This is a genomic window from Micromonospora sp. NPDC050980 (assembly GCF_040653835.1).
Classification (GTDB): domain Bacteria; phylum Actinomycetota; class Actinomycetes; order Mycobacteriales; family Micromonosporaceae; genus Micromonospora.
Map to the genome: position 1 here is coordinate 62,579 of NZ_JBFAGS010000008.1, position 25,030 is coordinate 87,608.

Below are 25,030 nucleotides of genomic sequence, written 5' to 3' on the forward strand. Positions count from 1 at the left end.
GTCGCCGACCCGGACGCCCACCGTCGAAGTCCCGGCCCCGACCTGGCCGGGCACCGTTCGCGGACCACGATGGGGGCTGCCATGACCGACCGCCCGAACTATGTGCACGACGCGCTGGAGCTGTTCGCCGGGTTCGGTGACCGGGAGGCGCTGGTCGGCGGCGGACGCCGGCTGACCTACCCGCAGGTCGCCGCCGAGGTGCGCGGCCTGGCCGCCGCGCTGCGCCGCCACGGTGTACGCCCCGGCGCGGCGGTGCTGGTGATGCTCGGCAACACGGTCGAGGGTCCGCTGCTGCACCTCGCGCTGCACCTGCTCGGCTGCCGGAGCATGTGGATCGCCCCGGTCACCTCCCGCCGCGAGATCGACGAGTTCGTCGCGCTGGCCGCGCCGGAGGTCTTCGTGCACGACCCGCGCGACCCGCTGGGCGGGCAGCTCGCGGCCGGCCTGGCCGGCGTGCCGGTGCTCTGCCTGGGCCCCGGCGGGGCGGGGCCGGACCTGACCGCGCCCGGTGCGGACGGCGCGGACCTGCCGGCCGAGGTGCCCGCGCCGGAGTCGTTCCTGCAGACCAGCGGCACCACCGGCACGCCGAAGCTGGTGCACCACCGGGAGAGCTTCTACCGGCAGGTCCTGGCGCTCGCGGCCGACTTCCGGGCCGCCGGCTTCCCGCTGCTGCGGCACCTGTCGCACTCCCCGATGTGGCTGGCCAGCGGCCAGATCACCACGCTTGTCAACCTGTTCAGCGGCGGGGTGCTGTTCCTGCGCGAGGAGTGGGACCCGGCGGCGTTCATCGCCACCGTCGACGCCGAGCGGCTCACCTCCACGTTCGTCACCCCGCCGATGCTCTACGAGGTGCTCGACCACCCCGACCTGCCGGGCGCCGACTTCTCCGCGATGTTCATGTTCAACGTGGGCGCCGGGCCCGCCGCGCCGGCCCGGCTGCGCCAGGCGATCGCCCGCTTCGGCCCGTGCCTGCGCATCGTGTACGGGCTCAGCGAGGCGGTCGTCATCTGCGCCCAGCCCGGCCTGACGGAGGATCCGGCGCACCCGGAGCGGCTGCGCTCCTGCGGCCGGCCGTACGGCGACGTCACGGTGGAGATCCGCGACGCCGACGGCCGGGTGCTGCCGGCCGGCGTGGACGGCGAGGTGTGGGCCCGCACGAAGCTGAGCTTCGCCGGCTACCACGGCCAGCCGGAGCTGACCGCCGAGACGCTCGTCGACGGTTGGGTGCGCACCCGCGACATCGGGCACCTCGACGACGACGGCTTCCTCTACCTCGTCGACCGGCTCCAGGACCGGATCCTCACCCGGCAGCGGAGCTGGCCGATCTACTCCCGGCCGATCGAGGACGTGCTCGCCGGGCACCCCGGGATCCGCGCCGCCGCGGTGATCGGGGTGCCGGACCCGGTGGCCGGGGAACTGCCGCACGCGTACGTGGTGGCGGCGCCGGGCGCGTCGGTCACCGGCGACGAGCTGATCGCGCTGGTGACCCGGGAACTCAGCGAGACCTGGGCGCCGGGTGCGGTGGAGTTCGTCGACGCGCTGCCGCTGAACCGGTCCGCCAAGGTGGACAAACGGGCGCTGCGGGCCCGGTACACCGCCGCGCACCCGATCGGCAGCCCGGCGTGAACCCGCGCCGGGAGCTGTACACCCTGGTCGGCGCCGACCTGCTGTCCAACCTCGGCACCCGGATCTCGGTGGTGGCCATCCCCTGGCTGGTGCTGGAGACCACCGGCAGCCCGACCAAGATGGGGCTGGTGGCGGCTGCCGAGACACTGCCGTACATGCTCTCCAGCGCGCTCGCCACGCCGTGGGCGGACCGGTTCGGCGTCCGTCGTACCTCGGTGTTCGTGGACGCGGCCAGCGCGGTCGCGATGGCGGTGGTGGCGCTCGCACCGTGGCTGGGTTTCGGCACGCTGCTGGTGCTGGTGGCGGTCGCCGGCGGGCTGCGTGGCATCGGTGACCGGGTCAAGCACGTGCTGTTCAAGCCGGCCGCCGAACGGGCCGGGGTGCCGCTGATCCGGCTCACCTCCGCCTATGACGGGCTGGCCCGGGGCATGACGTTGTTCGGCGCGGTGCTGGGCGGGCTGCTGATCGACTGGGTGGGGTTGACCCGGGCGATCTGGATCGACGCGGCCACGTTCGCGGTCTGCGCGCTGCTGATCGGCCTGCTGGTCCGCCCGCCCGCGCCCGCGCAGCCGGCGCCCCGGGAGCGCTACCTGCGGGCGCTGCGCGGCGGCTTCGCCTACCTGCGCACCGACCGGACGTTGTTGATCATGCTGGTCGTGGTGTCCGTGTCCAACATGTTCGCCAACGCCAGCGTCGCGGTCTGGGTCCCGCTGTGGGTGAATGAGGTGCTCGGCGACCCGGCCGGGTTCGGGCTGCTGCTGGGCGTCTTCTCGGCCGGCGCGTTGCTGGGCAACCTGCTGTTCACGCTGGTCGGCACGCGGTTGCCGGGTCAGGCGGTGTTCGCCCTGGGGCTGGCGCTCAGCGGCGCTCCCCGCCTGCTGGCGCTGGCGCTCAGCGACGAGCTGGTGGTGGTGCTGGTGGTGATGTTCCTGTCCGGCATCGGGATCGCGGCGGTGAATCCGCTGCTCGGCGCCGCGCTCTACCAACGGGTGCCGGCCGCGTTGCAGACCCGGGTGCTGGGCATCGCCGGCTCGGTGGCGTTCCTCGGCCTGCCGGTGGGCGCGCTGCTCGGTGGCTGGTCGGTGGCGCTGCTCGGCCTGGCGCCGGCGCTGCTGGTGATGTCGATGGCCTGCCTGGTGCTCACCGTGGCGCCGCTGCTGTTCCTCCGGTCCGCAGCCGACCGGCCGACGCCGGAACCGGCCGTTCCCACGCCGGCCTGACCGACGGTGTCGGGTGGGTGGGCGTAGCGTCTTCGCCATGGCCGGCGGCCATGGTGATGGTCCAGTTGAACGACGCCGATCCGCGCCACGCACGATCGGAATCCGCTGCCCCGACCGTCCGATCGGCTAGCCTCCCGGTCATGTCATCGACGTTGACCGAGGCCACGGATCCGTGGTGCCTGCGCCCCGGCGAGGCCGCCGACCTGCTGCGCGACCATCCCTGGCACCGGTTCGTGGTGCTGGGCGACAGCGTCGCGGAGGGCCTGTGCGAGCCGCTCGACGGCTACCCGGACCTTCAGTGGGCCGACCGGATCGCGGCCGAGCTGCGGGCCGTGCGACCAGAGCTGGCGTACTTCAACCTGGGGCGGCGCGGGCTGCGGGCGCACGAGGTGCGGGCCACGCAACTGGCCGACGCGCTGGCGTTCGGAGCGGACCTGGCCCTGGTGGTGTGCGGCGGCAACGACGCGTTCCGGCCCGGCTACGACCCCGACGTGGTCGACGCGGAGCTGGTCGCGATCATCACCGCGTTACACGACGCCGGGGCGGACGTGATCACGGTCGGCATGTTCGACGTCTCGCACAGCCCGGCGGTGCGGGACACGCTGCGGGCCGGGCTGGGCGTGCGGATGCGCCGGCTGGCCCGGCACACCCGCGCGGTGGCCGAGCGCCTCGGCACGCTGCACGTGCACCTCACCGACCATCCGCTGGTCGCCGACCCGTCGCTCTACAGCGGCGACGGCCGGCACGGCAGCGCCCGCAGCGACGCCGTGGCCACCGCCGAGACCCTCCGCGTCCTCGCCACCCACCACACCCGGCGGCGCCCGCCGCGGACGGGTCGCGACCCGGGCCGGCCGCTGGCGAGTGAGGCGCTGCCCGCCCGGCCGAGCAGTACGCCGGCATGACCGCCGACACGCTGCTGATCAGCGGCGCTAAGGCCGCGCCGTTCGTCACCGAGACCAACGAGCTGCTGGCCGCCACCGTGTCCCGCGCCCCACCCGGCGTGTGCCCGCGAGCCTCACAACAACATCGCCGTGGCGCCCCCGCCCTGATCGCCCCCCTGTCCGCCTTCCTCACCACCCCCGACGGTCAGTCGGTGAGGAGGATGCCGGTCAGGAGGACGCCTCGGGCCAGGTTGAGGACGCCCTCGCCACCCGGGTAGCCGACCCTCGCCAGGGCGCCGGAGGCGGTGCGGCCGAACAGGTACGGCGCCAGGCTCCAGGGGACGTCGGCGGTCACCGTCTCGCCGGTCTCGATCCGCACGAAGTCCATCGCCACCCGGTCCGCCTCGTGGTAGCGCTGCAGGATGTGACCGCCCTCGTCGATCGCGGCCCGTACCCCGGCCGCCCAGGCCGCCTCGCTCATCTCCGGCCCGATCAGCACGCCGAGCCCGGCCGACCCGCCGGACGGCTTGGCGACCAGGTCGGCCTGCTCGGCCAGCGCCCGGTCGAGCTGGTCGGCGGTGAGCGCGACGGTGTGCGGCACGTAGCGGCGGACCAGCGCCCGGTCGGGTTCCGGCAGCAGGTCCAGGTCGGCCCAGAGCCAGGCGTAGTTCAGCTTGTTGCTGAGCAGCCACGCGGCGCTGCTGACGAACATCGGCAGCGTCCCGGCCGCCAGCGCGCCGGCCACCGCGTCCAGGCCCGCGCTGGGGGTGACCCGGTTGGGCACGAAGAGCCGGAACAACGCGTCCACCGGGGCGCCGCCCACCACCAGCCGCCGCTCGTCGTCCAGCGTGGCGCTGCCGACCGAGGCGATGACCAGGTCGATGCCGAACGGCCGGGCCTGGTCGGTCAGCGGGGCGAGGATCCGGAGGAACATCTCCGGCGTCTCCAGCCCCGGATAGTCGGCATCGAAGTCCAACAGCAACGCCACCCGCGCGCCGGCGGGCAGGCCGAGGGTGTCCCGGATGGCGACGAACCGCTGGTCCAGCAGGGACGGCGCAGGCCGCGCCCGGTCGAGCAGGCCGGCGTCACGGTACAGGTCCGCGTACCGCTGGATCACGGTGTCGGCGTCGAACCCGCCGCCGAGGCTGCTGTCGATGTTGTACTCCACGATGCACGGCACACCGCCGGAGAACAACACGTCCGGCCGGTACGCGGCGAGCAGCCCCTCGTGCAGTTCCTCCGCCGGGTCGAGCAGGCGGGTCTCCCCCTCCGGCACGTCGAGCAGCCGGCGCAGCTCGTCGGCGGTGCGCGCCCGCCGGCAGCAGGCTTCCAGGATGAGCTGGGCGATGCGGTCGCAGACCTCGTTGAGCTCCCGGAACGCGTCCGAGGTGAGCACCGGCGGGCGGGCCAGCCGCCACTGGTTGTTGTAGGTGGCCCGGCCGTGGAAGATCTTCTCCCAGGCGCCGGCACCGGCCGTCACCATGGCCGACCGGGTGGAGTCGGGCAGGTCGTTCCACGCCGCGTCCAGCGGCGGCCACGAGTAGTTCGGGTCCATCGTTCATCCGTCCTTGAGGGTCAGTTGGATGGCGGCGGTGAGTTGCTCCCGGCCGGGCTGCACGGCCCGGTCCAGGGCCGGCGCGAACGGCAGCACCGCGCCGTCGGGCCGGGTGACCCGCCTCGGTGGAGCGGCGAGCCGCACCCGCTCCAGCACTGTCGCGATGATCTCGCCGGCGATCCCGCAGGACCGGTTGCCGTCGTCGACCACGACGAGCCGGCCGGTGCGGGCCACCGACCCGAGCAGACCGTCCCAGTCGAACGGGTAGAGCGTGCGGGGATCGAACACCTCGACCGACGCCTGGCCGGACAGCTCCTCGGCGACCGCGAGCGCGTCGTGCACCAGGTGCCCCACCGCGACCACGGTGACGTCGTCCCCGGCCCGGCGGACCACGCCCCGGCCCAACGGCACCAGTGCCGGCTCGGGCACGTCCTCCCGCAGGTCGAGAGCGCCGGCCGGGGCGAAGACCACCACCGGGTCGTCGCAGCGGATCGCGGAGACCAGCAGGCCGTACGCGTCGGCCGGGGTGGCCGGCACCACAGTGGTCACCCCGACGTGGGCGAAGAGCGCGTACGGGTGGTCGGAGTGCTGTCCGGCCCACCCGGTGCGGGAGCCGGAGCCGGGCACCAGGTAGGTGACCGGCACCGCGCACTGGCCGCCGGTCATCAGCGGGAACTTGTGCGCGTGGTTGACGATCTGCTCGAAGACCAGGAACAGCAGCGACGGGATCTGGAACTCCACCACCGGGCGGGCCCCGGCCAGCGCCGCCCCGGTGGCGAAGCTGGTGAACGCCTGCTCGGACAGCGGGGTGTCGCGCACCCGCTCCGGGCCGAACTTCTTCAGCAGGCCGGTGGTGACGTTGGCGGCGGCCACCCGGATGTCCTCGCCGAGCACCACCACCGACTCGTCGCGGGTCATCTCGTCGGCGAGCGCGCGGGTGAGCGCCCTGCGGTAGGAGAGCCGGGGCATCAGCCACCTCCGGTCCGGGCGGTCAGCCCACTGGCGTACAGGTGGTCCAGAGCGGTCGCCGGGTCCGGGTGCGGGCCGGCCAGCGCGAAGTCGACGGCGGCGGCCAGGACCGCCTCGACGGACGCGTCGACCTCGGCCCGCATCGCCGGGGCCAGCCGCGCGCCGGCGATGTCGACCGGGTCCCGGGTACGCCCGGCGGTCACCTCCTCCGGCGGCCGGTAGTCGAGGCGTACCCGGTGCTCGAAGGTGTGATGGGCGTCGAACCGGTAGGTGTGCGCCTCGATCAGCTCCGGGCCGCCGCCGGCGCGCATCCGCGCGACGGCGGCGGCGGTCGCCGCGCGTACCGTCTCCGGGTCCTGGCCGTCGACGGCGGTCGCCGGCATGCCGAACGCGGCGGCCCGCCCGGCTATCGTGCCGGCGACCGCGCCGGCGACCGGCATGGTGGTGGCGTAGCCGTTGTTCTCGCAGACGAACAGCACCGGCACCCGCCAGAGCGCGGCCAGGTTGAACGCCTCCAGCAGCATCCCCTCGTTGACCGCGCCGTCGCCGAAGAACGTCGCGCCGACGATGTCGGCGCCGCGCCGCCGGCGCCCCCACACCGCTCCGGTGAGGATCGCGCCGGCGGCCCCGACGATGGCGTTGGCGCCGAGCACCCCGACGCCGAAGTCGGCGGCGTGCATCGACCCGCCCCGGCCCCGGTTGAGCCCGGTGACCCGGCCGCACAGCTCGGCGAGCATCCGGGCCGGGTCGGCGCCCTTGGCGAGCACGTGCCCGTGCCCGCGGTGGGTGCCGGTGACCAGGTCGTCGGCGTGAAGCGCCGCGCACACCCCGGCGGCGATCCCCTCCTGGCCCAGGTAGGGGTGGATGCCGCCGACGATCTCCCCGGCGTCGACCAGCTCGATCGCGCGCTCCTCGAAGCGGCGGATCAGCCGGACGGTCCGGTAGAGCGCGGCCGGGTCGGATCCGGTCACGCCGGGCGGCCCTCCTTGATCGCGGCGAGGATGTCGTCCCAGAGCCGGGCTCGGGCGGCCAGCGCCGAGTTCACCGTGTCCGCGCACTCCTGCCACTTCGTGTCGTCGTCGCCGCACAGGTCGGCGAGCATCTGCATGGCCATCGGGGTGTGCTGCTCGCCGTCGACCTCGATGTGCCGCTCCAGGTAGTCGACGAACGTGTTCAGCCGGTTGCTGCGCTCGTTGACGGCGACGACCTGGGTGAACATCTCCGGGATGAGGTCCTCCCGGCCGAACGCGAACGCCGCCGCCTGGCAGTGCACCGGCGTGGTCTCGATGATCCGCCAGGTGGTGCCGGCGAACGCGGCGGAGGCTGCCGGCACGCCGGCCGCGCCGAGCGCCTCGGTGACCGGGCGGCCGGCCCGCAGCAGGTCGACCAGGCGGTTCACGGCGGTGGTGTCGGCACCGGCCTCGGTCATGCCGTTGACGTACAGCTCGAAGTGGCTGATGTAGCCCTCACCCAGTTCGTCGCTCTCCTCCACCATCACGATGTCGTTGATCAGGCGGCGGCTGCCGGTGGGGCCGGTCGGAATCCACGGCACCGTGACGCAGGTGAGCTGGCGCTGCAACGACTTCAGCAGGGACATGAAGTCCCAGACCGCGAAGACGTGGTGCTCCATGAACGTGACGAGCGCCTCGTGGGTGTCCAGGTTGGCGTAGAGCGGGTGCTTGACCACCACGTCGCGGCGCTCGGTCACCGCCCGCTCCAGCCGCTCGATGCCCGGGTGCGTCTTTCCCCAGTCGTACCGTGACATTGTCAGCCTCCCTGCTGGGCGCGGTCGCGCCAGATGACCGGGCAGTAATCGGGGTCCGCGTAGTCCGGCCGACCGTCGTGGGTGCGGCGGACCAGCGCGTCGTGGTTGTAGGCGGCGAACGTGCCGTCGGAGAGCGGGTACTCCCGCCAGGCGTTCGCGCCGTCCTGCAGGTGCAGCGACACCGCCCGCCGGGGCCGGCCGCTGACGTTGGCGCCACTGCCGTGATAGATGCGGCAGTGGTGGAAGCTCATGTGCCCCTTCGGAATCACCATGGGCACCTTGCGGATCTCGGCGTGGTTGAACGCCGCGTTCTCCGCCAGCATCGTCTCGAGCTGGTCGCGGTCCCGGTCGGCGAAGTGCCGGACCACGGTGTCGTCGGCGCCGATCTCCCGCCACCGGTGCGAGCCGTCGACCATGGTGATGGTGCCCATCTCCTCGCCGCAGTCGTGGAACGGGATGAACGCGGTGAGCATGTCCTCCGACGACGACGACGCCCAGTAGTGCTTGTCGAAGTGCCAGGGCACGATGTTGGACGGCTCGCCGGCGATCGGCGGCTTCCAGATCAGCGTGGACTGGAAGATCCGGATCTCGGTGGCCCGGGCCAGCCGGGCGGCGACCGCCCCGATCAGCGGCTTGCGCAGGATGCGGGCGATCCCGTCGTGCTCGTGGTGGACGTAGTCGTTGTGCCGCTGCACGTCGCCGCGCGACGGCTCCCAGTAGGCGAGCTTCGGCGGGCGCAGCGGCAGCCGCCGGTCGCGCTCCCCGGCGTAGTAGCGGTCGGTCGCCGCCACCAACTCGTCGACCTCGTCGTCGGTGAACAGCTTCTTGGACAGGTACCAGCCGTGCTCGGCGTAGTGCCGGACGTCGTCGTCGGAGGGCAGCAGCGCCTCCTCCTCGGCGGTCAGCCCGGTGTCGATGGTGGTCATGGGCCCTACCCCTCCAACCCTCCGGCCGCGGCGGCGGGGATCGCCCCCGCCGCGGCCAGCTCGCGTTCCTTGGCCTCGTAGAGCGCCTTGATGTTGCCGTTGCCGAAGGTGCGTGCCCCGCGCCGCTCGATGAGTTCGAGGAACAGCGTGCGGCGCACGTGCATCGACTCGGTGAAAATCTGCAGGAGCTGCCCGTCGTGGTCGGAGTCGACCAGGATGCTCAGCTCGCGCAGGCGGTCCACCGGCGCGTCCAACCGCCCGACCCGCTGTTCCAGGTCGTCGTAGTAGGCGCCCGGCGTACGGGCGAACCGCACCCCCCGGTCGGCGAGCGCGCTGACCGCGGTCACGATGTCGTCGGTGCGCAGCCCCAGGTGCTGCACGCCGGCACCGGCGTGCCAGCGCAGGAACTCCTCGATCTGGCCGGGTCGGACGCTCGTGTCCGGCTCCAGCAGCACCAGGGTCACCTGCCCGGACGGGCTCTGCACGGCCTTCGAGTTCATCGCCTGGCCGGCGACCTCGGTGTGCTCGGCGAAGATCTCGGCGAAGCCGAACACCTTCTCGTAGTGCGCGACCGTCTCGTCGAGCTGCCCGGGCGGCACGCAGACCGCCAGGTGGTCGACCTCGGCCAGCAGCGCGTCGCCGTCCGCGACGGCCACCGGCTCGATCGCGCCGGGCAGGAACACGCTGCGGTCGCCACGCCGTTCGACGAGGCGGTGCAGCACGTCGCCGAAGCCACCGACCTCGGCGATCACCACCTCGGCGTCCGGGCCGGTGTAGGTCCGCGGCGGTGTCACCGCGGTCGCGCCGCGGTCCACCAGCTCCGCGTACGCCCCGGCGGCGTCGTCGACCGCGAGGGCCACCACCGCGATGCCGTCGCCGTGCCGGTGCACGTAGGTGGCCGCCGGGTGCTCCGCGGACAGGCCGGTGGTGAGCAGCATCCGGATGCCGGCCTGCGCCAGCAGCAGCGAGCGCTGGCCGGCCAGCCCGGTCTCCGGGCCGCCCTGTCCGTGCAGCCGGAACCCGACCGCGTTGTCAAAGTAGAAGGCCGCCTGCCGGGCGTCCCCCACGTACAGTTCCAGATGGTCTATGCCGTTGACGTGCATGGCCTTTCTTCCCCTCTTCCCCCCGTGATCGCGACCCGGACGCCTCGCCCGGGGTGGAGTCCGGTCAACCTCGAGCCTCAGGTGGCGACCCGGCGCAGCAGCAGGCTGACGTTCTGGCCGCCGAACCCGAACGAGTTCGTCAGCGCGTGCTCGGTCCGGCTGGGCCGGGGCACGGCGCGGATGTGGTCCGCCTCGCACTCCGGGTCCGGGTCGTCCAGGTGGTAGGTGGGTGGGAACTGGCCGCGCCCGAGCGCCAGCGCGGTGGCCGCCGCCTCCAGCACCCCGGAGGCGCCGAGCAGGTGCCCGGTCAGCGCCTTGGTGGAACTGACCGGCACGCCGCCCACGCCGAACACCTCGCCCAGCGCGGTCGTCTCGGCGATGTCGCCGAGCTTCGTGCCGGTGCCGTGCGCGTTGACGTAGCCGACGTCGGCCGGGCCGATCCCGCCGGCGGCCAGGGCCCGGCGCATGCACCTGGCCGCGCCGGCGCCGTCCGGGCGCGGCGCGGTCGGGTGGTACGCGTCGGTGTTCGCCCCGAAGCCGGCGACCTCGGCGTAGCCGGTGACGCCCCGGGCGGCGGCGTGCCCGGTCCGCTCCAGCACCAGCAGCGCCGCGCCCTCGGCGAGCACGAACCCGTTGCGGCGCTTGTCGAACGGCCGGCTCGCCTCGGTGGGCTCGTCCCAGCCCCGGGCCAGTGCCCGGGCGTTGCCGAACGTGTCGGCGAACGTGCCGAACAGCGGCGCCTCGCTCGCCCCGCAGACCACCACGTCGGCCTCGTCGGCGCGGATGAGGCGTACCCCGTCGGCGACGGCCTGGGCGCCGGAGGCGCAGGCCGTGCCCACCGCCGAGCTGTAGCCGCGGATGCCGTGCGCGATGGCGATGCGCGCCGAGGGCATGTTCGGCAGGATCCCGGTGAGCAGGTACGGGCTGACCGCGGCCCGGCCCCGCTCGGCGCGGGCGATGACCTGGCTCTCCAGCGTGGACATCCCGCCGACTCCGCCGACGATCACCGCGGTCCGCTCCGGGTCGACGTCGCGCCCGACCTCGATGCCGGCGTCGGCGAGCGCCTCGGCGGCGGTGATCAGGGCGAGCAGCACGACGCGGTCGAGGACCTTCGTCTCCGGTCCGGAGGCGACGCTGCGCGGGTCGATCGGCGGCAGCACGCCGGCGACCTCCAGGCTGTCGTGAGCCGGGTGCCCCTGCGGCGGCCGGGACAGCCCGGACCGGCCGGTGAGCAGCGCGTCGAACGTCTCGGCCGCGCCCCGCCCGGCCGGGGTGAACAACCCCATGCCGGTGATCAGGGCGGTCACGACGGCGCCTCGGTCAGGTAGCGCTCACGCAGCGCCACCTTGCGCACCTTGCCGGTCACGGTGACCGGGATGTCGTCGGCGCTCACCGGCACCACCCGGCGCAGCGTGGCCGCCACGTCCGTGCCGAGCGCGGCGCGGATGCGCTCGGTGCGGTCCCGCGCCGGGTCCGCCCCGGCGGCCAGCTCCAGCAGCACGTCGGTGGTGACCGTGCCGTCGTCCGCCTTGACGATCACCACGGTGCAGTCGGTGACGTCGGCGCAGGCGGCGAGGATGCGCTCCTCGGACAGCGCGGTGAAGAAGCGCTTCCCCCCGCCGACCTCGACCGAGTCGACCGCCCGGTCCAGGTGGTAGTAGCGGCCGGCGTCGTCGGCGTACACCAGGTCACCGGTGAGATACCACCCGCGCAGCCGGTAGCGGTAGGTGGTGACCGAGTCGTTCCAGTAGCCGCGGAACAGCGACGGCGAGTCGATGCCCAGCCAACCGACCTGGCCGGCGGGCAGCTCGTTGCCCTCGGCGTCGAGCACGGCGACGGTGGCGAACCGGTAGGGGCGGCCGACGCAGCGGCCGTAGTGGTTGGTGTCGACGGTGTGCGTGACGTGGAACATCGAGTGCCCCATCTCGCTGGAGCCGAGCCCGTCGATGAAGACCGAGCCGGGCACCCGGGTCACCCCTTCGCGGGTCACCACGTCCCGCGAGCCGACCGCGACCAGCCGGCGCACGTGCGGCTCGTGTGAGCAGTCGCCGGTGTTGAACCACAGCCGCACCGAGTCGAGGTCGTAGCCCGACAGGTCGAAGCGGGCCAGCTCGGCCCAGGTCACCGAGAAGCCGAAGACGCCGTCCGGGCGCCACCGCTGGATCGCGTCGAGGACCCGTTCGCCGCCCTGCTCGGAGAGCAGGAACATCTCGGCCCGGTTGCCCAACGCCTGGTTGACCATCAGCACAGTGGCGGTGTGCGGGGCGGGCAGCGCGTTGAGGATCCGGGAGGTGCCCTGCGCCTGCGGCATGGACAGCAGGTGCCGGGTGGCGGCGAAGAGGCTGGCGTGCGAGTGCAGCACCGCCTTCGGCACGCCGGTGGTGCCGGAGGTGTGGGTGATCACGATCGGGTCGTCCGGGTGGTGCCGGTAGTGCGCGGGCGCGGCGTCCGGGTCCCCGCCGCCGGCCTGCGCGGGTTCGCCGAGCAGCGGCGCGCCCAGGTCGTGCCCGGCCAGCGCGGCGGCGTGCTCCGCGTCGGCGAGCACCCCGGCGGCGCGCAGCCGGCGGATGTACTCGGCGGCGATCTCCGGGCGCAGCCTGCCGTTCATCAGCGCCGGGATGGCGCCGAGCCGGGTCAGCGCCAGGAACGACAGCACCGTGTCGGCGGCCGTGCCGGCCCAGACCGCCACCGGGTCGCGCCGACGCACCCCGCGCTCGTGCAGCCAGGCCGCCCGGGCGGCGACCAGCCGGTCGAGTTCGCCGAGCGTCAGTGGCGTCTCGGCGGGGCGGCCGTCCACGGCGGTGTCGAACACCAGCCCCGGGCCGTCCGGGTCGGCGCCGTGGGCCAGCACCCGGGCGAGCACGTTGCCCGCGCCCAGTTCGGTGTCGGCGGCCAGCGCGCCGCGCAGTCCCCTCGTCCTCATTGACGTGTCCCCTCCCCCAGCAGCACCGCGGTCGCCTCGCCCGGCGTACCGTCCGGTGCCAGTTCGATCAGGATCAGCAACGCCTGCGTGGCGTCGCCGTCGTGGCGTAACAGGTCGGCCGCGGCCTCGCCGTCGGCCCGCGGGTCGCCGGTCGGGCTCAGGCAGACCACCGGCCCGTCCAGTCCCCAGCGCGCCGCGACGTGCCCGGCCACGCTGTTCGGCACCGACTGGAAGAAGAACAGCGGGCCGACCCGCCCACCGCCGGCCACCGTGGCCCGCACGTGCGCCGCCGCGGCCGTGTCTCCGCTCGCGCTGACCAGCAGCACCGCCGTCCGGTTGCCGGCCGGCAGCGGCCGGCTCGGGTGCCGCCGCCCGAGGCACCGCTCGGCGACCGCCACCACCAGCGGCGCGAAGGGCGAGTGCACGAACCCCGGCACCGCCGGCGCGTCTGCGTCCCCGGCCTCGGGCCACCGCGCCTCGGCGAGCACCCGCCATGCCGCCGGCCGCGCGGCGTCGGCGTTCTCGCCGGGGTCGTCGGGGCCGCACGGTCGCGGGGTGGGATGCGCCGGGGCGGTCACGGGGCACTCACCAGCAGCGCGGTGTTCGCGCCGCCGAACGCGGCGTTCAGGGTCAGGGCGTGGGTGGTGGCCGCGGGGCGCGGGGCGTCGCGGACGACGTCCAGCGGGCAGTCCGGGTCCGCGGCCAGCCAGCCGGCGGTGGGCGGCAGCGTGCCGTGCCCCAGCGCCAGCACGGTGACCACCAGTTCGAGCAGCCCGGACGCCTCCAGCGCGTGCCCGTGCACCGACTTGGTGGCGCTGACCGGCAGCCGCCCGGCCCGATCGCCGAAGACCCGCCGCAGCGCCGCCGCCTCGGAGGCGTCGCTGTACGGGGTGCCGGTGGCGTTGGCGTTGACGTGGCCGACCGCGGCCGGGGACACCCCGGCGCGGACCAGCGCCGCCTCGACCGCCCGGGCCAGGCCGTTCCCGCCCGGGTCCGGCTGGCAGGCGTGGTAGGCGTCCCCGGCCCGGCCCCACCCGGCCACGGTGGCCAGTGGCGCCACGCCGCGCCGGGCGGCGGCGCCGCCCGACTCCAGCACCACCGCGACCACCCCGTCGCCGAGCAGCAACCCCTTGCGGCCGGCGCTGAACGGGCGTACCGCCGCGTCGGCGGCGAGCGCCCGGCCGGCGTCGAACAGCGCGTACTGGTCGGGCTCCACCAGGTAGCCGGCCGCGACCACGACCCGCTCCAGGTCGCCGCGGCGGATCAGCGCGGCGGCGTCGGCGACCGCGGTGCTCGCCGAGACGCACGCGGTGGTGTAGACCCGGGTCGGTCCGCCGAGTCCGCACCGGGCCGCCAGGTGACCGGCGAGCGCCGGCGTCGTCGGCTCCGCCACGTCAACCGGTACGGGCAGCGTGGGCGGCCCGCCGTGGGTGGCCAGGAACAGCGCCGCGGCGGCCCGGTCGGCCGGGGCCAGCCCGGCGGCCCGCCCGACGCGGTCGATCGCGTCGGTCAGCTCCTCGGCGAGCGTGCCGGTCTCGGGCAGGGTGGCGGCCACGGTGACCCGCCGGCCGGTGGTGTCGAAACGGCGCACCGGGGTGAACGCCGGGGCGCCGGTGAGCACCCCGGCCAGCAGCGCGTCGGCGCCCCTGCCCAGGGCGCTGACCGCGTGCATGCCGGTGATCCGTACGAGGGCCCGCTCAGCCATCTGCGGGAGCGGTGAGCGAGGTGTGGAGCACCGCCAGCGCGTCGTCGACGGTGCGGATGCCGGCGAGCTGGTCGTCGGTGAGGTCGAGCCGGCGGTCGTACCGCTGCTCGACGAGATGCACCAGCCAGGCCAGTTCCATCGAGCCGATCCGGTCGGGCACCTGGTCGGCGGGTTTCGCGGTCAGTTCGGCGAGCATGCTCACCAGGTCAGCTCGCCCCAGGTCGGGCTGACCGGGCATCAGGAGTGGTCGCTGTTCGCGGCGGCCCGGTCGGCGACCATCGTGGTGAACTCGCCGACCGTCATCAACGCCAGCTTCTCCGACTCGTCGTCGGCGAACTTCAGCCCGTAGCGGTCCTCGACGCGGACCGCGAGGTCGGCCAGCGCCAGCGATTCCAGGTCGACGCCGGAGGGGCCGAGGGTGGTGGCGTCGTCGATCTCCTCGACGTCGTAGTTCATGTCGGCGAGCTGCTCGATGACGAAGGTGCGGACCTCGTCGCGCATGGGTGTGACCTCATTTCGCTACCAGTTACCGGTGCCCGGTCGGGACACCGTGTCCGGGTGGGCCGGCCGGGCCGCCGGCGTCGCACGGGAGCTGACGCGGCGGCGCCTGCGGCGCGCGGGTGGCGCGCCGCCCGGCCGGTCCGGGGCGGGGATCGGGGTACGCCGGACGGCCCGAGGGCGTCCGGTGGTGGTCGTGGTCGTGCTCGCGCAGCGGGCCGGTCACGAGACGGCGTCCCGCAGCGTCGGGACGGAGCGGACCAGCTTGCCGGTGGTGGTGCGGGGCAACTGCTCCAGCAGGTGCAGGGCGCGGGGCCGTTTGAAGCCGGCCAACCGCTCGGCGATCAGGCGGTCCAGGGCGTCCTCGGTCAGCGCGCCGTCGTGCTGCACGTAGGCGCTGATCCCGTCGTCCCAGACCACCACCGCGGCGGTGACCCCGGGCAGCCCGGCGACGGTGGCCTCCACCTCGGTCAGGTCGACCTTGAGCCCGCCCACCGACACCTGCGAGTCGAGCCGGCCCTTGATCGTGACCAGTCCGGTGTCCGGGTCGACGGTGCCGGCGTCGCGGGTGTGCAGCCAGCCGTCGGCCCAGCGGGTCGGGTCGGCGAGCCCGACGTACGGGTTCGCCGGGCAGCTCACCCACAGCTCGCCGTCCTGCTCCCGCACCCGGATGCCGGGGGCGGGGGTGATCGCCGGACGGTGGCGGCCGTACAGGTCGGTGCCGATGACGCCGACCTCGGTCATCCCGTACATGTTGCCCAGCGGGACGCCGTAGCGGTCGGTGAACGCCCGGGCGACCGCGGCGGGCACCAGCTCGCCGCCGGTGGTCATGCGCGCGAGCTGGGGCAGCGGCCCGGTGGGCACGGTGGAGGCGAGCAGACCGATGTGGAACGGCACGCCGAGCACGGTGGCCGGGGTGTCCTGGGCGGCGACGGCGGCGAGCACCGCGTCGCCGCTGAGCCGCTCCGGCGGGCACAGCTCGACGCCGGCGTGCAGCCCGTAGAGCAGGCCGCCGACCAGGCCGAGCACGTGCACCATGCTGGGCAGCAGGATGATCCGCTCGCCGGGCCGGGCCACCCCGTCGATCTCGGTGTAGCGGCGCACCTCGGCGACCAGGTCCGCAGCGGTGCGGCCGATGACCTTGGACGGGCCGGTGGAGCCGGAGCTGAGCTGGATCACCGCGTGCGGGCTGCCGGCCGGCCGGTCGGACCAGGCGCGCACCCCGGCGGTGACGTCGACGAACACGCGCAGCGCGCCGCCGCCGGTGCGCACCGGCGCGACCACCACCTGCGGCTGGAGCCGGTGCAGCGCCCGGTCGACCTCGTGGTCGGTGAGCCGGTGGTCGAGCAGCACCGCCTGGGCGCCGGCCCGCCAGGTGGCGAGCAGGTGCGCCACGTAGGCCAGCGACGGGGGCAGGCGCAGCGCGACGGCTCCGCCGCGACGCAGCCCGGCCCCGACCAGCCGCTCCTGCGCCTCGCCGACCAGCCGGCGCAGCGTGCCCCGGTCGACCGGTTCGGGAAGCCGCAGGCAGACGTCGCCCGCCGGACCCGTGAGCAGGATGTCGTCCACCCAACCTACCGTCGACTGTGGATCTTCCACCCCGGTCACGACCCGCCACCGCCCAGCCTAGAAATACGTGAGACCCGCTCCACGTGGGAGTTGACGGAACCCTACGTCGGGTCTTCTCCGCATCGCCAGGTGCAAATGGCTAGATCCAAAACAGCGGCTGGGTGGATTGCCCAGGCTCGATCGGACAGGCAGGATCGGGGCCACGCCGGCTAGGTGGCCCGCCGGCCGGGCGCGCGTGTCCTGATCAGACGCACGCCGCCCCGGCGGGCCGTCAGCTGTCCCCGGTCGGCGGGGGCGCGGCGCCACGCAGCACCAGCGCGCTGTTGAACCCGTCGAAGCCGCGCGCGCCCACCAGCGCGATCCGGCTGCGCGGCCGGCGGGGTTCGCGCAGGAACGTCAGCTCGCACCCGGGCGCGGGCTCGTCCGGGGCGGCGGAGACCGGCAGCACGTCACGGGAGAACGCGAGCAGGGCGGTGGCCGCGTCCAGCGCCGAGGACCCCTGGTGGGCCCGGCCGGTCAACGGCTTCTGCGTGGTCACCGGCGGGGTCCGGTCACCGAACACGGCGCGCAGCGCGCTCGCCTCCGCCCGGTCGTACGCCGGCGCCCCGAGCGCGTCCGGCCAGATCACGTCCACATCGTGCGGACGCACCGCGGCCCGGTCCAGGGCCAGCCGCAACGCGCGGGCGTAGTGGGTCGGGTCGGGCCCGTCTGGCGCGTCGGTGGGCGCGGCGTCGTGGGTGGCCGCCCAGCCGGTGATCTCGCCGTAGATCCGGGCCCCCCGGCCCAGGGCGTGTCCCAGCTCCTCCACCACGAAGACCGCGCCCCCCTCGGCCGGCACGTAACCGCTGGCCGAGACGTCGAACGGCCGGTACGCCCGCGCCGGGTCGGCGACGTCGCTGAGCAGCCCGGAGCGGAGCTGGCAGGCCAGCGCGTACGGGCTCAGCGGGCACTCGGTGGCCCCGGCGACCACCACCGGGGTGCCCCGGCGCACCGTGCGCACCGCGTGCGCCAGGCTGTCCAGCCCGCCGGCCGACTCGGACACGGTCACCCCCGACGGGCCCTTGAACTGGTGGCGGATGGACAACTGGCCGACGCTCGCCGCGTAGAACCAGGCGATCGACTGGTACGCCCCGACGGTGCGCGACGGCCCACCCCAGAGCCGTTGCAGTTCCCGCTGCCCGAACAGGTTGCCGCCGGACGAACTGGCCAACGTCACCGCCCAGCCGTACGGGTCGGGCGAGACCTCGGCCAGCCCGGCGTCGGTGAGCGCCAACCGGGTCGCGGCGAACCCGAGATGACTCCACCTGTCGGTCTGCACCCGCTGCCGGGCGTCGACGAACCCGGCCGGGTCGAAGTCGGCCACCTCGCCGGCCACCCGGGTCGGGTAGGACGCCGGGTCGAACAGCGTGATCGGTCCGGTGCGCCGGGTCCCGGCCAGCACGGTGTCCCAGTGCGCGTCCGCGCCGACGCCGCTGGGCGCGACCACGCCGATGCCGGTCACCACCGCCCGGGCCGTCACGGTGCCAGCCGGCGGAACACCATCGCGGACTGGAACCCGCCGAACCCGCTGCCGACCGACAGCGCCACGTCCACCGGCACCTCCCGGGCCTCGTTCGGCACGTAGTCCAGGTCGCACTCCGGGTCCCGGGTGGCCCAGTTGGCGGTGGGCGGGACGACGCCGTACTCGATGGCCAGCGCGCAGGCGGCCATCTCGATCGAGCCGATGGCGCCCAGCGAGTGCCCGACCATCGACTTGATCGAGCTGATCGGCACCCGGTACGCGGCCGGCCCCAGTGCCCGCTTGAACGCCGCGGTCTCGTGCCTGTCGTTCTGCCGGGTGCCGGAGCCGTGTGCGCTGACGTACGACACGGCCGACGCGGCGAGGCGGGCCTGGCGCAGCGCGTCGGTGATCGCCACCGCCATCTCCGCGCCGTCCGGGCGCAGCCCGGTCATGTGGAAGCCGTTGCTGCGGCTGGCGTAGCCGGCCACCTCGCAGTAGACGTGCGCGCCCCGGCGGCGGGCGTGCCCGGCCTCCTCCAGCACCAGCACCGCCGCGCCCTCGGCGAGCACGAAGCCGTGCCGGTCGGCGTCGAACGGCCGGGAGGCGTGCTCCGGGTCGTCGTTGTCCGGGCTGGTCGCCCCGATCGCGTCGAACGAGGCGACGGTGACCGGGGAGATCGGCGAGTCGGCGGCCCCGGCCAGCACCACGTCGGCCTCGCCGTCGGCGACGAGCTGGTGGGCGTAGCCGATCGCGTCGATGCCGGAGGTGCAGCCGGTGGAGATCACCTGGGCCGGGCCGTGCAGGCCGTGCCGGCAGGCCACGTCCGCGGCCAGGCTGCTCGGCACCAGCGCCTGGTAGAGGTACGGCCCGCCGAGGGTGTGGTCGACCAGCCAACGCCGGCCGGAGTCGCTGACCCGGACGTACTCCTGTTCCAGCGCCATGGTGCCGCCGACGGCGGTGCCGAGCACCACGCCGGCCCGTTCCCGCTCGGCGTCGCCGAGGGTCAGCCCGCTGTCGGCGAGCGCCTCGGCGGAGCAGGCGAGCGCGAACTGCACGTACCGGTCGGCGCGCTGCCGCTCGGCGAGGGTGATCCCGGCGGCGTCGGGGTCGAAGTCGCACTCGGCGGCGATCTGCGAGCGGAACGGCGACGGGTCGAAGAAGCTGATCCGCCGGGTGGCGGTGCGCCCCTCGGTGATCGTCTTCCAGAACCGGTCCCGGGTCGCGCCGCCGGGCGCCACCACCCCGACGCCGGTGACCACGGTGCGCCGGCCGGTCACGACGGCTCCCGTGGCGGTGGGGCGGCGCTCTCGGTGTCGACGTGGCCGAGTTCCGGCCGGGGCGCGAGCGGGCCCAGGTGGAAGACCACCTCGGCGGGTTCGTCGCCGGTGTTGCGCAGCCGGTGCCGCACGTCCTTCGGCACGTAGAGCGCCTCGCCGGCGGCCAGCGGCACCGGGACGTCGTCCAGGTCGACGGTGATCGCACCCCGCGCGACGTAGAGGAACTCCTCGCTGTAGGGGTGGTAGTGCTCGGCGATCCACTCCCCCGGCGCGAGCGTGGCGACGCCCATGAAGCCGGACGTGCTGCCGACGGTCTTCGGTCCGAGCAGGACCCGCAGCTCCCCGCCGCGCCGCCGGTCGGCGGGGACGTCGCGGGCGCAGATCCGGGCCGTGGTGGTGTCGGTCATCGGGTGCCTCCCGCCGCGTACGCCCGCTCGATCTTCTCCTTGATCACGGCGAGCTGGACCTTGCTGTTGGTGTTGATCCGGTCGGTCATCCCGGCGTTGTCCAGCGGTGCGCCCGGTTTCATGGCGAAGTCCTGGGTCCACGTCATCCGGGTGCCGCCAGGGAACTCCTCGTACCGCCAGTGGATGCGCATGTACTCGAACGGCCCGGTCTCCACCCGCCGGGCGTGCACCTGCCGGGTGGCCGGGTCGGCGGTGCGTTCGCTGACCCAGCTCCACGCCACACCGTCGTCGTCCGGGTGCATGGTGAGCCGGAAGCGGACCGTGTCGCCGTCGCGGTGCAGGACCTCGGCCACCGCGTACTCGGTGAACAGCTGGGTCCACCGGGCGACGTCGTTGGTGATCTCCCAGACCAGCGACAGCGGCGCGGCGATGTCCACCGCGTTCTCGGTGTGCCCGGGCGGGTCCGCGCGGCGGGCGACCAGGTCGGCGACGCCGGCGATGCTGAGCGCGCCGGCCTGCTCGGGGATCTTCACCCGCCACCGGTCGGCCACGACCGCGGCGAGTTCGAGCAGCGCCAGCGAATCCATGCCCAGTTCCTCCAGGCTGGCCGCCGGCGCGCCGGCGGCGGCGTCCGGGTCCAGCCCGCAGCGGGTCACCAGGATCTCGGTGATCTCGCTGGTCAACGGGCGGTCGGGGGCGAGGGTCATCGGTTCCTCCAGGTGGTCGGGCCGGCGGCGGGCGCGGCGGGAGCGGGGGTACGGCCGGCCGGGGCGGCCTCGGCGCGGGGATCGGGCACCGGGTGCACGGGTTCGGGATGCGGGTCGGCGTCGAGCCGCCCGGCCTCGTGGTCCGCGTCGAGCGGCGCGGCCCCGTCGTTCGGTTCGGCGTCGGAACCCGGGGCGAGCAGGCGCTCGACCAGCGCGGTGGTGTGCCGGGCGGCCCGGAACGCGCTGTCGCGCAGCACCCGCCGGGCGAACGGGATGGTGGTGCGCACGCCGGGGCCGGCCACCTCGAACTCGGCCAGCGCCCGGTCGAGCCGGCCCAGCGCGGCGTCGCGGTCCGGCGCCCACACCGCCACCTTGGCCAGCAGCGAGTCGTAGTGCGGGCTGACCAGGTAGCCCACGTGCCCGTGCGTGTCGACCCGGGTGAACGGGCCGCCCGGCGGGCGGAACCGCTCCAGCCGGCCGGGCGCGGGCGCGAAGTCGCGGTCCGGGTCCTCCACGTTGACCCGGCACTCGATCGCCACCCCGTGCAGCCGCACGTCGGACTGCCGCAGGCGCAGCGGGACGCCGGCGGCCACGTGCAACTGCTCCTGGACCAGGTCGACGCCGGTGACCATCTCGGTGACCGGGTGCTCCACCTGGATCCGGCAGTTGATCTCCAGGAAGTGTGCGCGTTCCGCGTCGTCGACCAGGAACTCGACGGTGCCGGCGCCGGCGAAGCCGACCGACAGCGCGCCGCGCAGCGCCACCTCGGCGAGCGTGTCCAGGGTGGCCGGTCGCAGCGCCGGCGCGGGCGCCTCCTCGATGAGCTTCTGGTGCCGGCGCTGCACCGAACAGTCCCGGGTGCCCAGGTGCACGCCGTTGCCCTGGCCGTCGCAGAGCACCTGCACCTCGACGTGCCGGGCGTCGGCGAGGTAACGCTCGACGTACACCCGGTCGTCGCCGAAGGCGACCTGCGCGGCGGCGCGGGTGCGGGCATACGCGCGGGGCAGCTCGGCGGCGCAGCGCACCACAGTCATCCCGCGCCCGCCCCCGCCCGCCGCGGCCTTGACGATCACCGGGTAGCCGACCTCGGCGGCCACCTCCTGCGCCTTGGCCACGGTCGGCGACGTCCGCACGCTGCCCGGTGGCAGGGGCAGACCGGCCCGGCTCATCAGCGCGCGGGCGGTGGACTTGTCCGCGAGCGCGGCCATCACCTGCGGCGGCGGGCCGATGAAGACCAGCCCGTTCTCCGCGCAGATCTCGGCGAAGTCGGCGTCCTCGGAGAGGAAGCCGTAGCCGGGGTGGACCGCCTGGGCCCCGGTCTGCCGGGCCGCCTCGACGATCGCCGCGGCGTTGAGGTAGCTGCGGCGGCTGGCCGCCGGGCCGATCCGGACCGCCTCGTCGGCCAGGCGCACCGGCAGCGAGTCGGCGTCGGCGCTGGAGTGCACCACCACGGTGCGCACGCCGAGTTCCCGACAGGCGCGCAGCACCCGCAGCGCGATCTCACCGCGGTTGGCGATCAGCACCTTGTCGAACATCAGGCGTCCGCCCCGGTGACCGGGTCCAGGGCCAGCAGCGGCTGGTCGTACTCGACCGGCTTGCCGTCCGCGACCAGCACCTCGACCACCCGGCCGGCCTGGCCGGCGGTCACCTCGTTCATCAGCTTCATCGCCTCGACGATGCCGATCACCTGACCCGGGCGGACCACGTCGCCGACCGCGACGAACGGCGCGGCGCCCGGCTCCGGGGCCCGGTAGAACGTGCCCACCACCGGCGAGCGCACGGTCGGCCGGTCGGACCCGGGCGCCGCTGCCACGTCGACCCGGACCGTCGCCTGGCCGGCCGGCGGGAGCCCGGCCCGCGGCGCAGGCACCGGGTCGTGCCACTCGACCTCCAGCGCCGCGTCGCCGCTGCGCAGCCGGACCCGGCGTACCGGGCCGGCCAGGTCGGCGACCAACCGGTGGGCCTGCCGGCGCAGCCCGTCCAGCACCTGTTCGGCCCCGTCGTCGGCCATCACGCCACCTCCGGACGTCCACCGGCCGGCGCGGCAGCGCCCGGCGCGGCGGCGGAACGGGCCGCGCCGAAACGGCGGAAGCGCTGGCGGCGACGGCGCACCAGCGTGGCCGGTGGCACCGTGAGCAGCGGGGCCAGGTTCACCGCGACCGCCCGCCCCAGCAGCTCGGCCGCGCCCGCCGGGTCGCCGTGCGCGCCCGGGTGCGGCTCCGGCACCAGCTCGTCGACCACGCCGAGCCGGCACAGGTCGGCGCCGGTCAGTCGCAGCGCCCGGGCGGCCTGCGGCGCGGCGGAGCTGTCCGACCAGAGGATCGCGGCGCAGCCCTCCGGGCTGATCACCGAGTAGACCGCGTGCTCCAGCATGAGCACCCGGTCGGCGACGGCGAGGGCCAGCGCACCGCCGCTGCCACCCTCGCCGGTGACCACCGCGACCACCGGGGTCGGCAGGACGCTCATCGCCAGGATGCTCTCCGCTATCGCCGCGGCCTGACCCTGCCGCTCGGCGGCCACCCCCGGGTCGGCACCCGGCGTGTCCACAAGCGTCACCACCGGAAGCCGGAGCCGGGCGGCGAGCCGCATCAGCCGCAGCGCCTTGCGGTGCCCGGCCGGTGACGCCATGCCGAAGTTGCGGGCCACCAGTTCGGCGGTGGTGTGCCCCTTCTGGTGGCCGATCACCATCACCGGCCGGCCGGCGAGGCGGGCCACGCCGCCGACGACCGCCGGGCAGTCCGCGCCGAGCCGGTCGCCGTGCAGCTCGACGAAGCCGTCGAACGCCGTCTCCAGGTAGTCCAGGGTGGTCGGCCGGCCGGGGTGCCGCGCGGTGCGTACCGTCTCCCACGGGTCGCGGGCCGGGCGCGCGGCGGCGGGCGGCGGGGCGACCGGACGCGGCGCCGGCCGGGTGGCCGGCGGCCGGCGGCCGGCCTCGGCGGCGGCGAGCAGCGCCGCCAGCCGGCCCCGCAGCGCGTGCCGGGGCACCACCAGGTCGACCTGCCCGTGCCGCAGCAGGTACTCCGCGGTCTGGAAACCGTCCGGCAGCGCCGCGCCGGTGACCTGCCGGATCACCCGGGGGCCGGCGAAGCCCAGCCGGGCGCCGCTCTCGGCGAGCACCACGTCGGTGTTCGTCGCGAACGACGCGGCCACCCCGCCGTACGTGGGGTCGGTGACCACGCTGACCGTGAGCAGACCCGCCTCGCGCAGCCCGGCGAGGGCCTGGCTGACGGTGGCCATCTGCATCAACGACAGCGCGCCCTCCTGCATCCGCGCCCCGCCCGAGGCGGTGACCAGCACCAGCGGGGTGCCGTCGGCGAGCGCCCGCTCGGCGGTACGGGTGATCAGCTCGCCGACCGCGCAGCCGAGGCTGCCGCCGAGGAAGCGGAAGTCCATCACCGCGAGCGCGACCGGGTGCCCGCCCAGCCGGGCGGTGCCGCAGAGCACCGCCTCGTCCAGGCCGGTGCCGGCGCGGGCCGCGCCGAGCCGGTGCGGATAGGGCAGCGCGTCGACGAAGTCGATCGGGTCGACCCGGACGGCCCGGTCCGGCAGTGCGGTGAACGAGTCCGGGTCGACCAGTTGCGCCACCCGCTCCGGCGCGTCCAGCCGGGCGTGCGAGCCGCACTCCGGGCAGACGTCCAGGTTGCGGCGCAGCCGCTTGCGGTAGAGCAGCGAGGCGCAGCCGTCGCACCGCGACCAGAGCTGCTCGTCGCGGGGCGCGGTGGTGGTCACGGCCGCCGCCCGGCGTCGTACCGGTAGAAGCAGTGGGCCATCGCGTCGCGCGGCGAGCGCCAGGTGGGCAGGTACGGTGAGACGTAGGGTCGCAGCCGCTCGCTGATCCGCACGAACTCGGGATGGCCGCGGGCGTCCTCGACGGCGCCCTGCGCCGGTGTCTCCGTCTCCAGCAGGTGCACGTAGAGGTCGTGCAGCCGGTAGAGCGACCGGTGCCGCACGCCGACCAGGCCGGGCAGCTCGGTCGCGTCGGACTCGGCGAAGATCTCGGCGACCCGGTCCTCGGCGGTGGGCACCACCTTGGCGACGATGAGCGAGCGGTCCATCCGCGGCCTCCCCTGCTACGTCCCGGTGCGCGGCGGACCGGTCGCGCCGCACGGATGACCCACCGTGCCGCCGGTGCCGTCACCCGGGCGTCAACCGGCCACCACCGGCCCGCCGGAATGGTGACGCTGCGTTGACGCAACCTGTGCGTGAGCTATGCGAAGGTCATCTTCCGCTTTCCCGTTGACGACACTTTTTCGCAGATCACGGGCGACTTACGAATCCGTTACGGAGGGTCAACCAGGACGCGAGGCGTTGACTGAGAGTAACAGAGGTTGATATCCTCCGTGGTGATCGACCCGGTCACGGCGCGCGTCCGGCGGCCACGGCGCAGGCGATCCGACG

24 protein-coding genes are annotated in these 25,030 nt (G+C 74.7%); 3 read left to right on the forward strand and 21 right to left on the reverse strand.

From position 1 onward, the window contains the following. The first annotated feature begins 81 nt into the window (after positions 1–81). The 3 genes from AB0H28_RS14900 to AB0H28_RS14910 all read left to right on the forward strand — a co-directional run bounded on the left by AB0H28_RS14900 (position 82) and on the right by AB0H28_RS14910 (position 3,748). On the forward strand, positions 82–1,626 hold the full coding sequence (locus AB0H28_RS14900) for an AMP-binding protein (protein ID WP_358039208.1): 1,545 nt from the start codon (positions 82–84) through the stop codon (positions 1,624–1,626). After that, a complete protein-coding gene (locus AB0H28_RS14905; protein ID WP_358039210.1) occupies positions 1,623–2,846 on the forward strand; it encodes an MFS transporter in 1,224 nt (407 codons plus the stop codon). The genes AB0H28_RS14900 and AB0H28_RS14905 overlap by 4 nt, the downstream gene beginning before the upstream one ends. A gap of 140 nt (positions 2,847–2,986) precedes the next feature. Continuing rightward, positions 2,987–3,748 carry an SGNH/GDSL hydrolase family protein gene (locus AB0H28_RS14910; RefSeq protein WP_358039213.1) on the forward strand — a complete coding sequence of 254 codons (762 nt, stop codon included), beginning with the start codon at positions 2,987–2,989 and terminating at the stop codon, positions 3,746–3,748. Between the two features lie 184 nt (positions 3,749–3,932). Here AB0H28_RS14910 and AB0H28_RS14915 read toward each other — a convergent pair whose 3' ends face one another. The 21 genes from AB0H28_RS14915 to AB0H28_RS15015 form a co-directional block, all read right to left on the reverse strand. Next, positions 3,933–5,282, reverse strand: a complete 1,350-nt coding sequence (locus AB0H28_RS14915; RefSeq protein ID WP_358039216.1) for a hypothetical protein — start codon at positions 5,280–5,282, stop codon at positions 3,933–3,935. A 3-nt stretch (positions 5,283–5,285) separates the two neighbouring features. Beyond that, a complete protein-coding gene (locus AB0H28_RS14920) occupies positions 5,286–6,251 on the reverse strand; it encodes a transketolase C-terminal domain-containing protein (protein WP_358039219.1) in 966 nt (321 codons plus the stop codon). Further along, positions 6,251–7,222, reverse strand: coding sequence for a thiamine pyrophosphate-dependent dehydrogenase E1 component subunit alpha (locus tag AB0H28_RS14925; protein ID WP_358039222.1), 972 nt, complete (start codon positions 7,220–7,222; stop codon positions 6,251–6,253). The genes AB0H28_RS14920 and AB0H28_RS14925 overlap by 1 nt, the downstream gene beginning before the upstream one ends. After that, positions 7,219–8,016, reverse strand: coding sequence for a DUF3050 domain-containing protein (locus AB0H28_RS14930; RefSeq protein ID WP_358039226.1), 798 nt, complete (start codon positions 8,014–8,016; stop codon positions 7,219–7,221). Before AB0H28_RS14930 ends, AB0H28_RS14925 begins: the two co-directional genes overlap by 4 nt. Before the next feature lie 2 nt (positions 8,017–8,018). Continuing rightward, complete coding sequence (locus tag AB0H28_RS14935) at positions 8,019–8,942, reverse strand: phytanoyl-CoA dioxygenase family protein (RefSeq protein WP_358039229.1); 924 nt, start codon at positions 8,940–8,942, stop codon at positions 8,019–8,021. A 5-nt stretch (positions 8,943–8,947) separates the two neighbouring features. Continuing rightward, on the reverse strand, positions 8,948–10,045 hold the full coding sequence (gene hppD / locus AB0H28_RS14940) for a 4-hydroxyphenylpyruvate dioxygenase (protein ID WP_358039232.1): 1,098 nt from the start codon (positions 10,043–10,045) through the stop codon (positions 8,948–8,950). A 77-nt stretch (positions 10,046–10,122) separates the two neighbouring features. Then, positions 10,123–11,352, reverse strand: coding sequence for a beta-ketoacyl-[acyl-carrier-protein] synthase family protein (locus AB0H28_RS14945; protein ID WP_358039235.1), 1,230 nt, complete (start codon positions 11,350–11,352; stop codon positions 10,123–10,125). Next, positions 11,349–12,968 (reverse strand): class I adenylate-forming enzyme family protein, encoded by a 1,620-nt coding sequence (locus tag AB0H28_RS14950; RefSeq protein ID WP_358039238.1) that lies wholly within the window; start codon positions 12,966–12,968, stop codon positions 11,349–11,351. The genes AB0H28_RS14945 and AB0H28_RS14950 overlap by 4 nt, the downstream gene beginning before the upstream one ends. Beyond that, positions 12,965–13,456 carry a hypothetical protein gene (locus AB0H28_RS14955; protein WP_358039692.1) on the reverse strand — a complete coding sequence of 164 codons (492 nt, stop codon included), beginning with the start codon at positions 13,454–13,456 and terminating at the stop codon, positions 12,965–12,967. The genes AB0H28_RS14950 and AB0H28_RS14955 overlap by 4 nt, the downstream gene beginning before the upstream one ends. 86 nt (positions 13,457–13,542) lie before the next feature. Next, positions 13,543–14,673: a beta-ketoacyl synthase N-terminal-like domain-containing protein gene (locus tag AB0H28_RS14960; RefSeq protein WP_358039241.1), complete on the reverse strand. Its 1,131-nt coding sequence runs from the start codon at positions 14,671–14,673 to the stop codon at positions 13,543–13,545. After that, positions 14,666–14,911, reverse strand: coding sequence for an acyl carrier protein (locus AB0H28_RS14965; RefSeq protein ID WP_358039243.1), 246 nt, complete (start codon positions 14,909–14,911; stop codon positions 14,666–14,668). Before AB0H28_RS14965 ends, AB0H28_RS14960 begins: the two co-directional genes overlap by 8 nt. Then, the gene (locus AB0H28_RS14970) at positions 14,911–15,174 is read right to left on the reverse strand and encodes an acyl carrier protein (protein ID WP_091056030.1); all 264 of its coding nucleotides are present in this window, start codon (positions 15,172–15,174) and stop codon (positions 14,911–14,913) included. The genes AB0H28_RS14965 and AB0H28_RS14970 overlap by 1 nt, the downstream gene beginning before the upstream one ends. 219 nt (positions 15,175–15,393) lie before the next feature. Continuing rightward, entirely contained in the window at positions 15,394–16,740 is a 1,347-nt protein-coding gene (locus tag AB0H28_RS14975; protein WP_358039245.1) for a class I adenylate-forming enzyme family protein, read from the reverse strand. A 271-nt stretch (positions 16,741–17,011) separates the two neighbouring features. Further along, positions 17,012–18,259 carry a beta-ketoacyl synthase N-terminal-like domain-containing protein gene (locus AB0H28_RS14980; protein ID WP_358039248.1) on the reverse strand — a complete coding sequence of 416 codons (1,248 nt, stop codon included), beginning with the start codon at positions 18,257–18,259 and terminating at the stop codon, positions 17,012–17,014. After that, positions 18,256–19,518, reverse strand: a complete 1,263-nt coding sequence (locus tag AB0H28_RS14985) for a beta-ketoacyl-[acyl-carrier-protein] synthase family protein (RefSeq protein WP_358039251.1) — start codon at positions 19,516–19,518, stop codon at positions 18,256–18,258. The genes AB0H28_RS14980 and AB0H28_RS14985 overlap by 4 nt, the downstream gene beginning before the upstream one ends. Next, positions 19,515–19,925, reverse strand: a complete 411-nt coding sequence (locus AB0H28_RS14990) for a cupin domain-containing protein (RefSeq protein WP_358039254.1) — start codon at positions 19,923–19,925, stop codon at positions 19,515–19,517. The genes AB0H28_RS14985 and AB0H28_RS14990 overlap by 4 nt, the downstream gene beginning before the upstream one ends. Further along, complete coding sequence (locus AB0H28_RS14995) at positions 19,922–20,632, reverse strand: SRPBCC family protein (RefSeq protein ID WP_358039257.1); 711 nt, start codon at positions 20,630–20,632, stop codon at positions 19,922–19,924. The genes AB0H28_RS14990 and AB0H28_RS14995 overlap by 4 nt, the downstream gene beginning before the upstream one ends. Next, positions 20,629–22,167 (reverse strand): acetyl-CoA carboxylase biotin carboxylase subunit, encoded by a 1,539-nt coding sequence (locus tag AB0H28_RS15000; protein ID WP_358039260.1) that lies wholly within the window; start codon positions 22,165–22,167, stop codon positions 20,629–20,631. The genes AB0H28_RS14995 and AB0H28_RS15000 overlap by 4 nt, the downstream gene beginning before the upstream one ends. After that, entirely contained in the window at positions 22,167–22,643 is a 477-nt protein-coding gene (gene accB, locus AB0H28_RS15005; RefSeq protein WP_358039264.1) for an acetyl-CoA carboxylase biotin carboxyl carrier protein, read from the reverse strand. The genes AB0H28_RS15000 and accB overlap by 1 nt, the downstream gene beginning before the upstream one ends. Next, entirely contained in the window at positions 22,643–24,361 is a 1,719-nt protein-coding gene (locus AB0H28_RS15010) for an acetyl-CoA carboxylase carboxyltransferase subunit alpha (protein ID WP_358039267.1), read from the reverse strand. The genes accB and AB0H28_RS15010 overlap by 1 nt, the downstream gene beginning before the upstream one ends. Further along, positions 24,358–24,687: a TcmI family type II polyketide cyclase gene (locus tag AB0H28_RS15015; protein ID WP_358039270.1), complete on the reverse strand. Its 330-nt coding sequence runs from the start codon at positions 24,685–24,687 to the stop codon at positions 24,358–24,360. The genes AB0H28_RS15010 and AB0H28_RS15015 overlap by 4 nt, the downstream gene beginning before the upstream one ends. Positions 24,688–25,030: the final 343 nt, after the last annotated feature.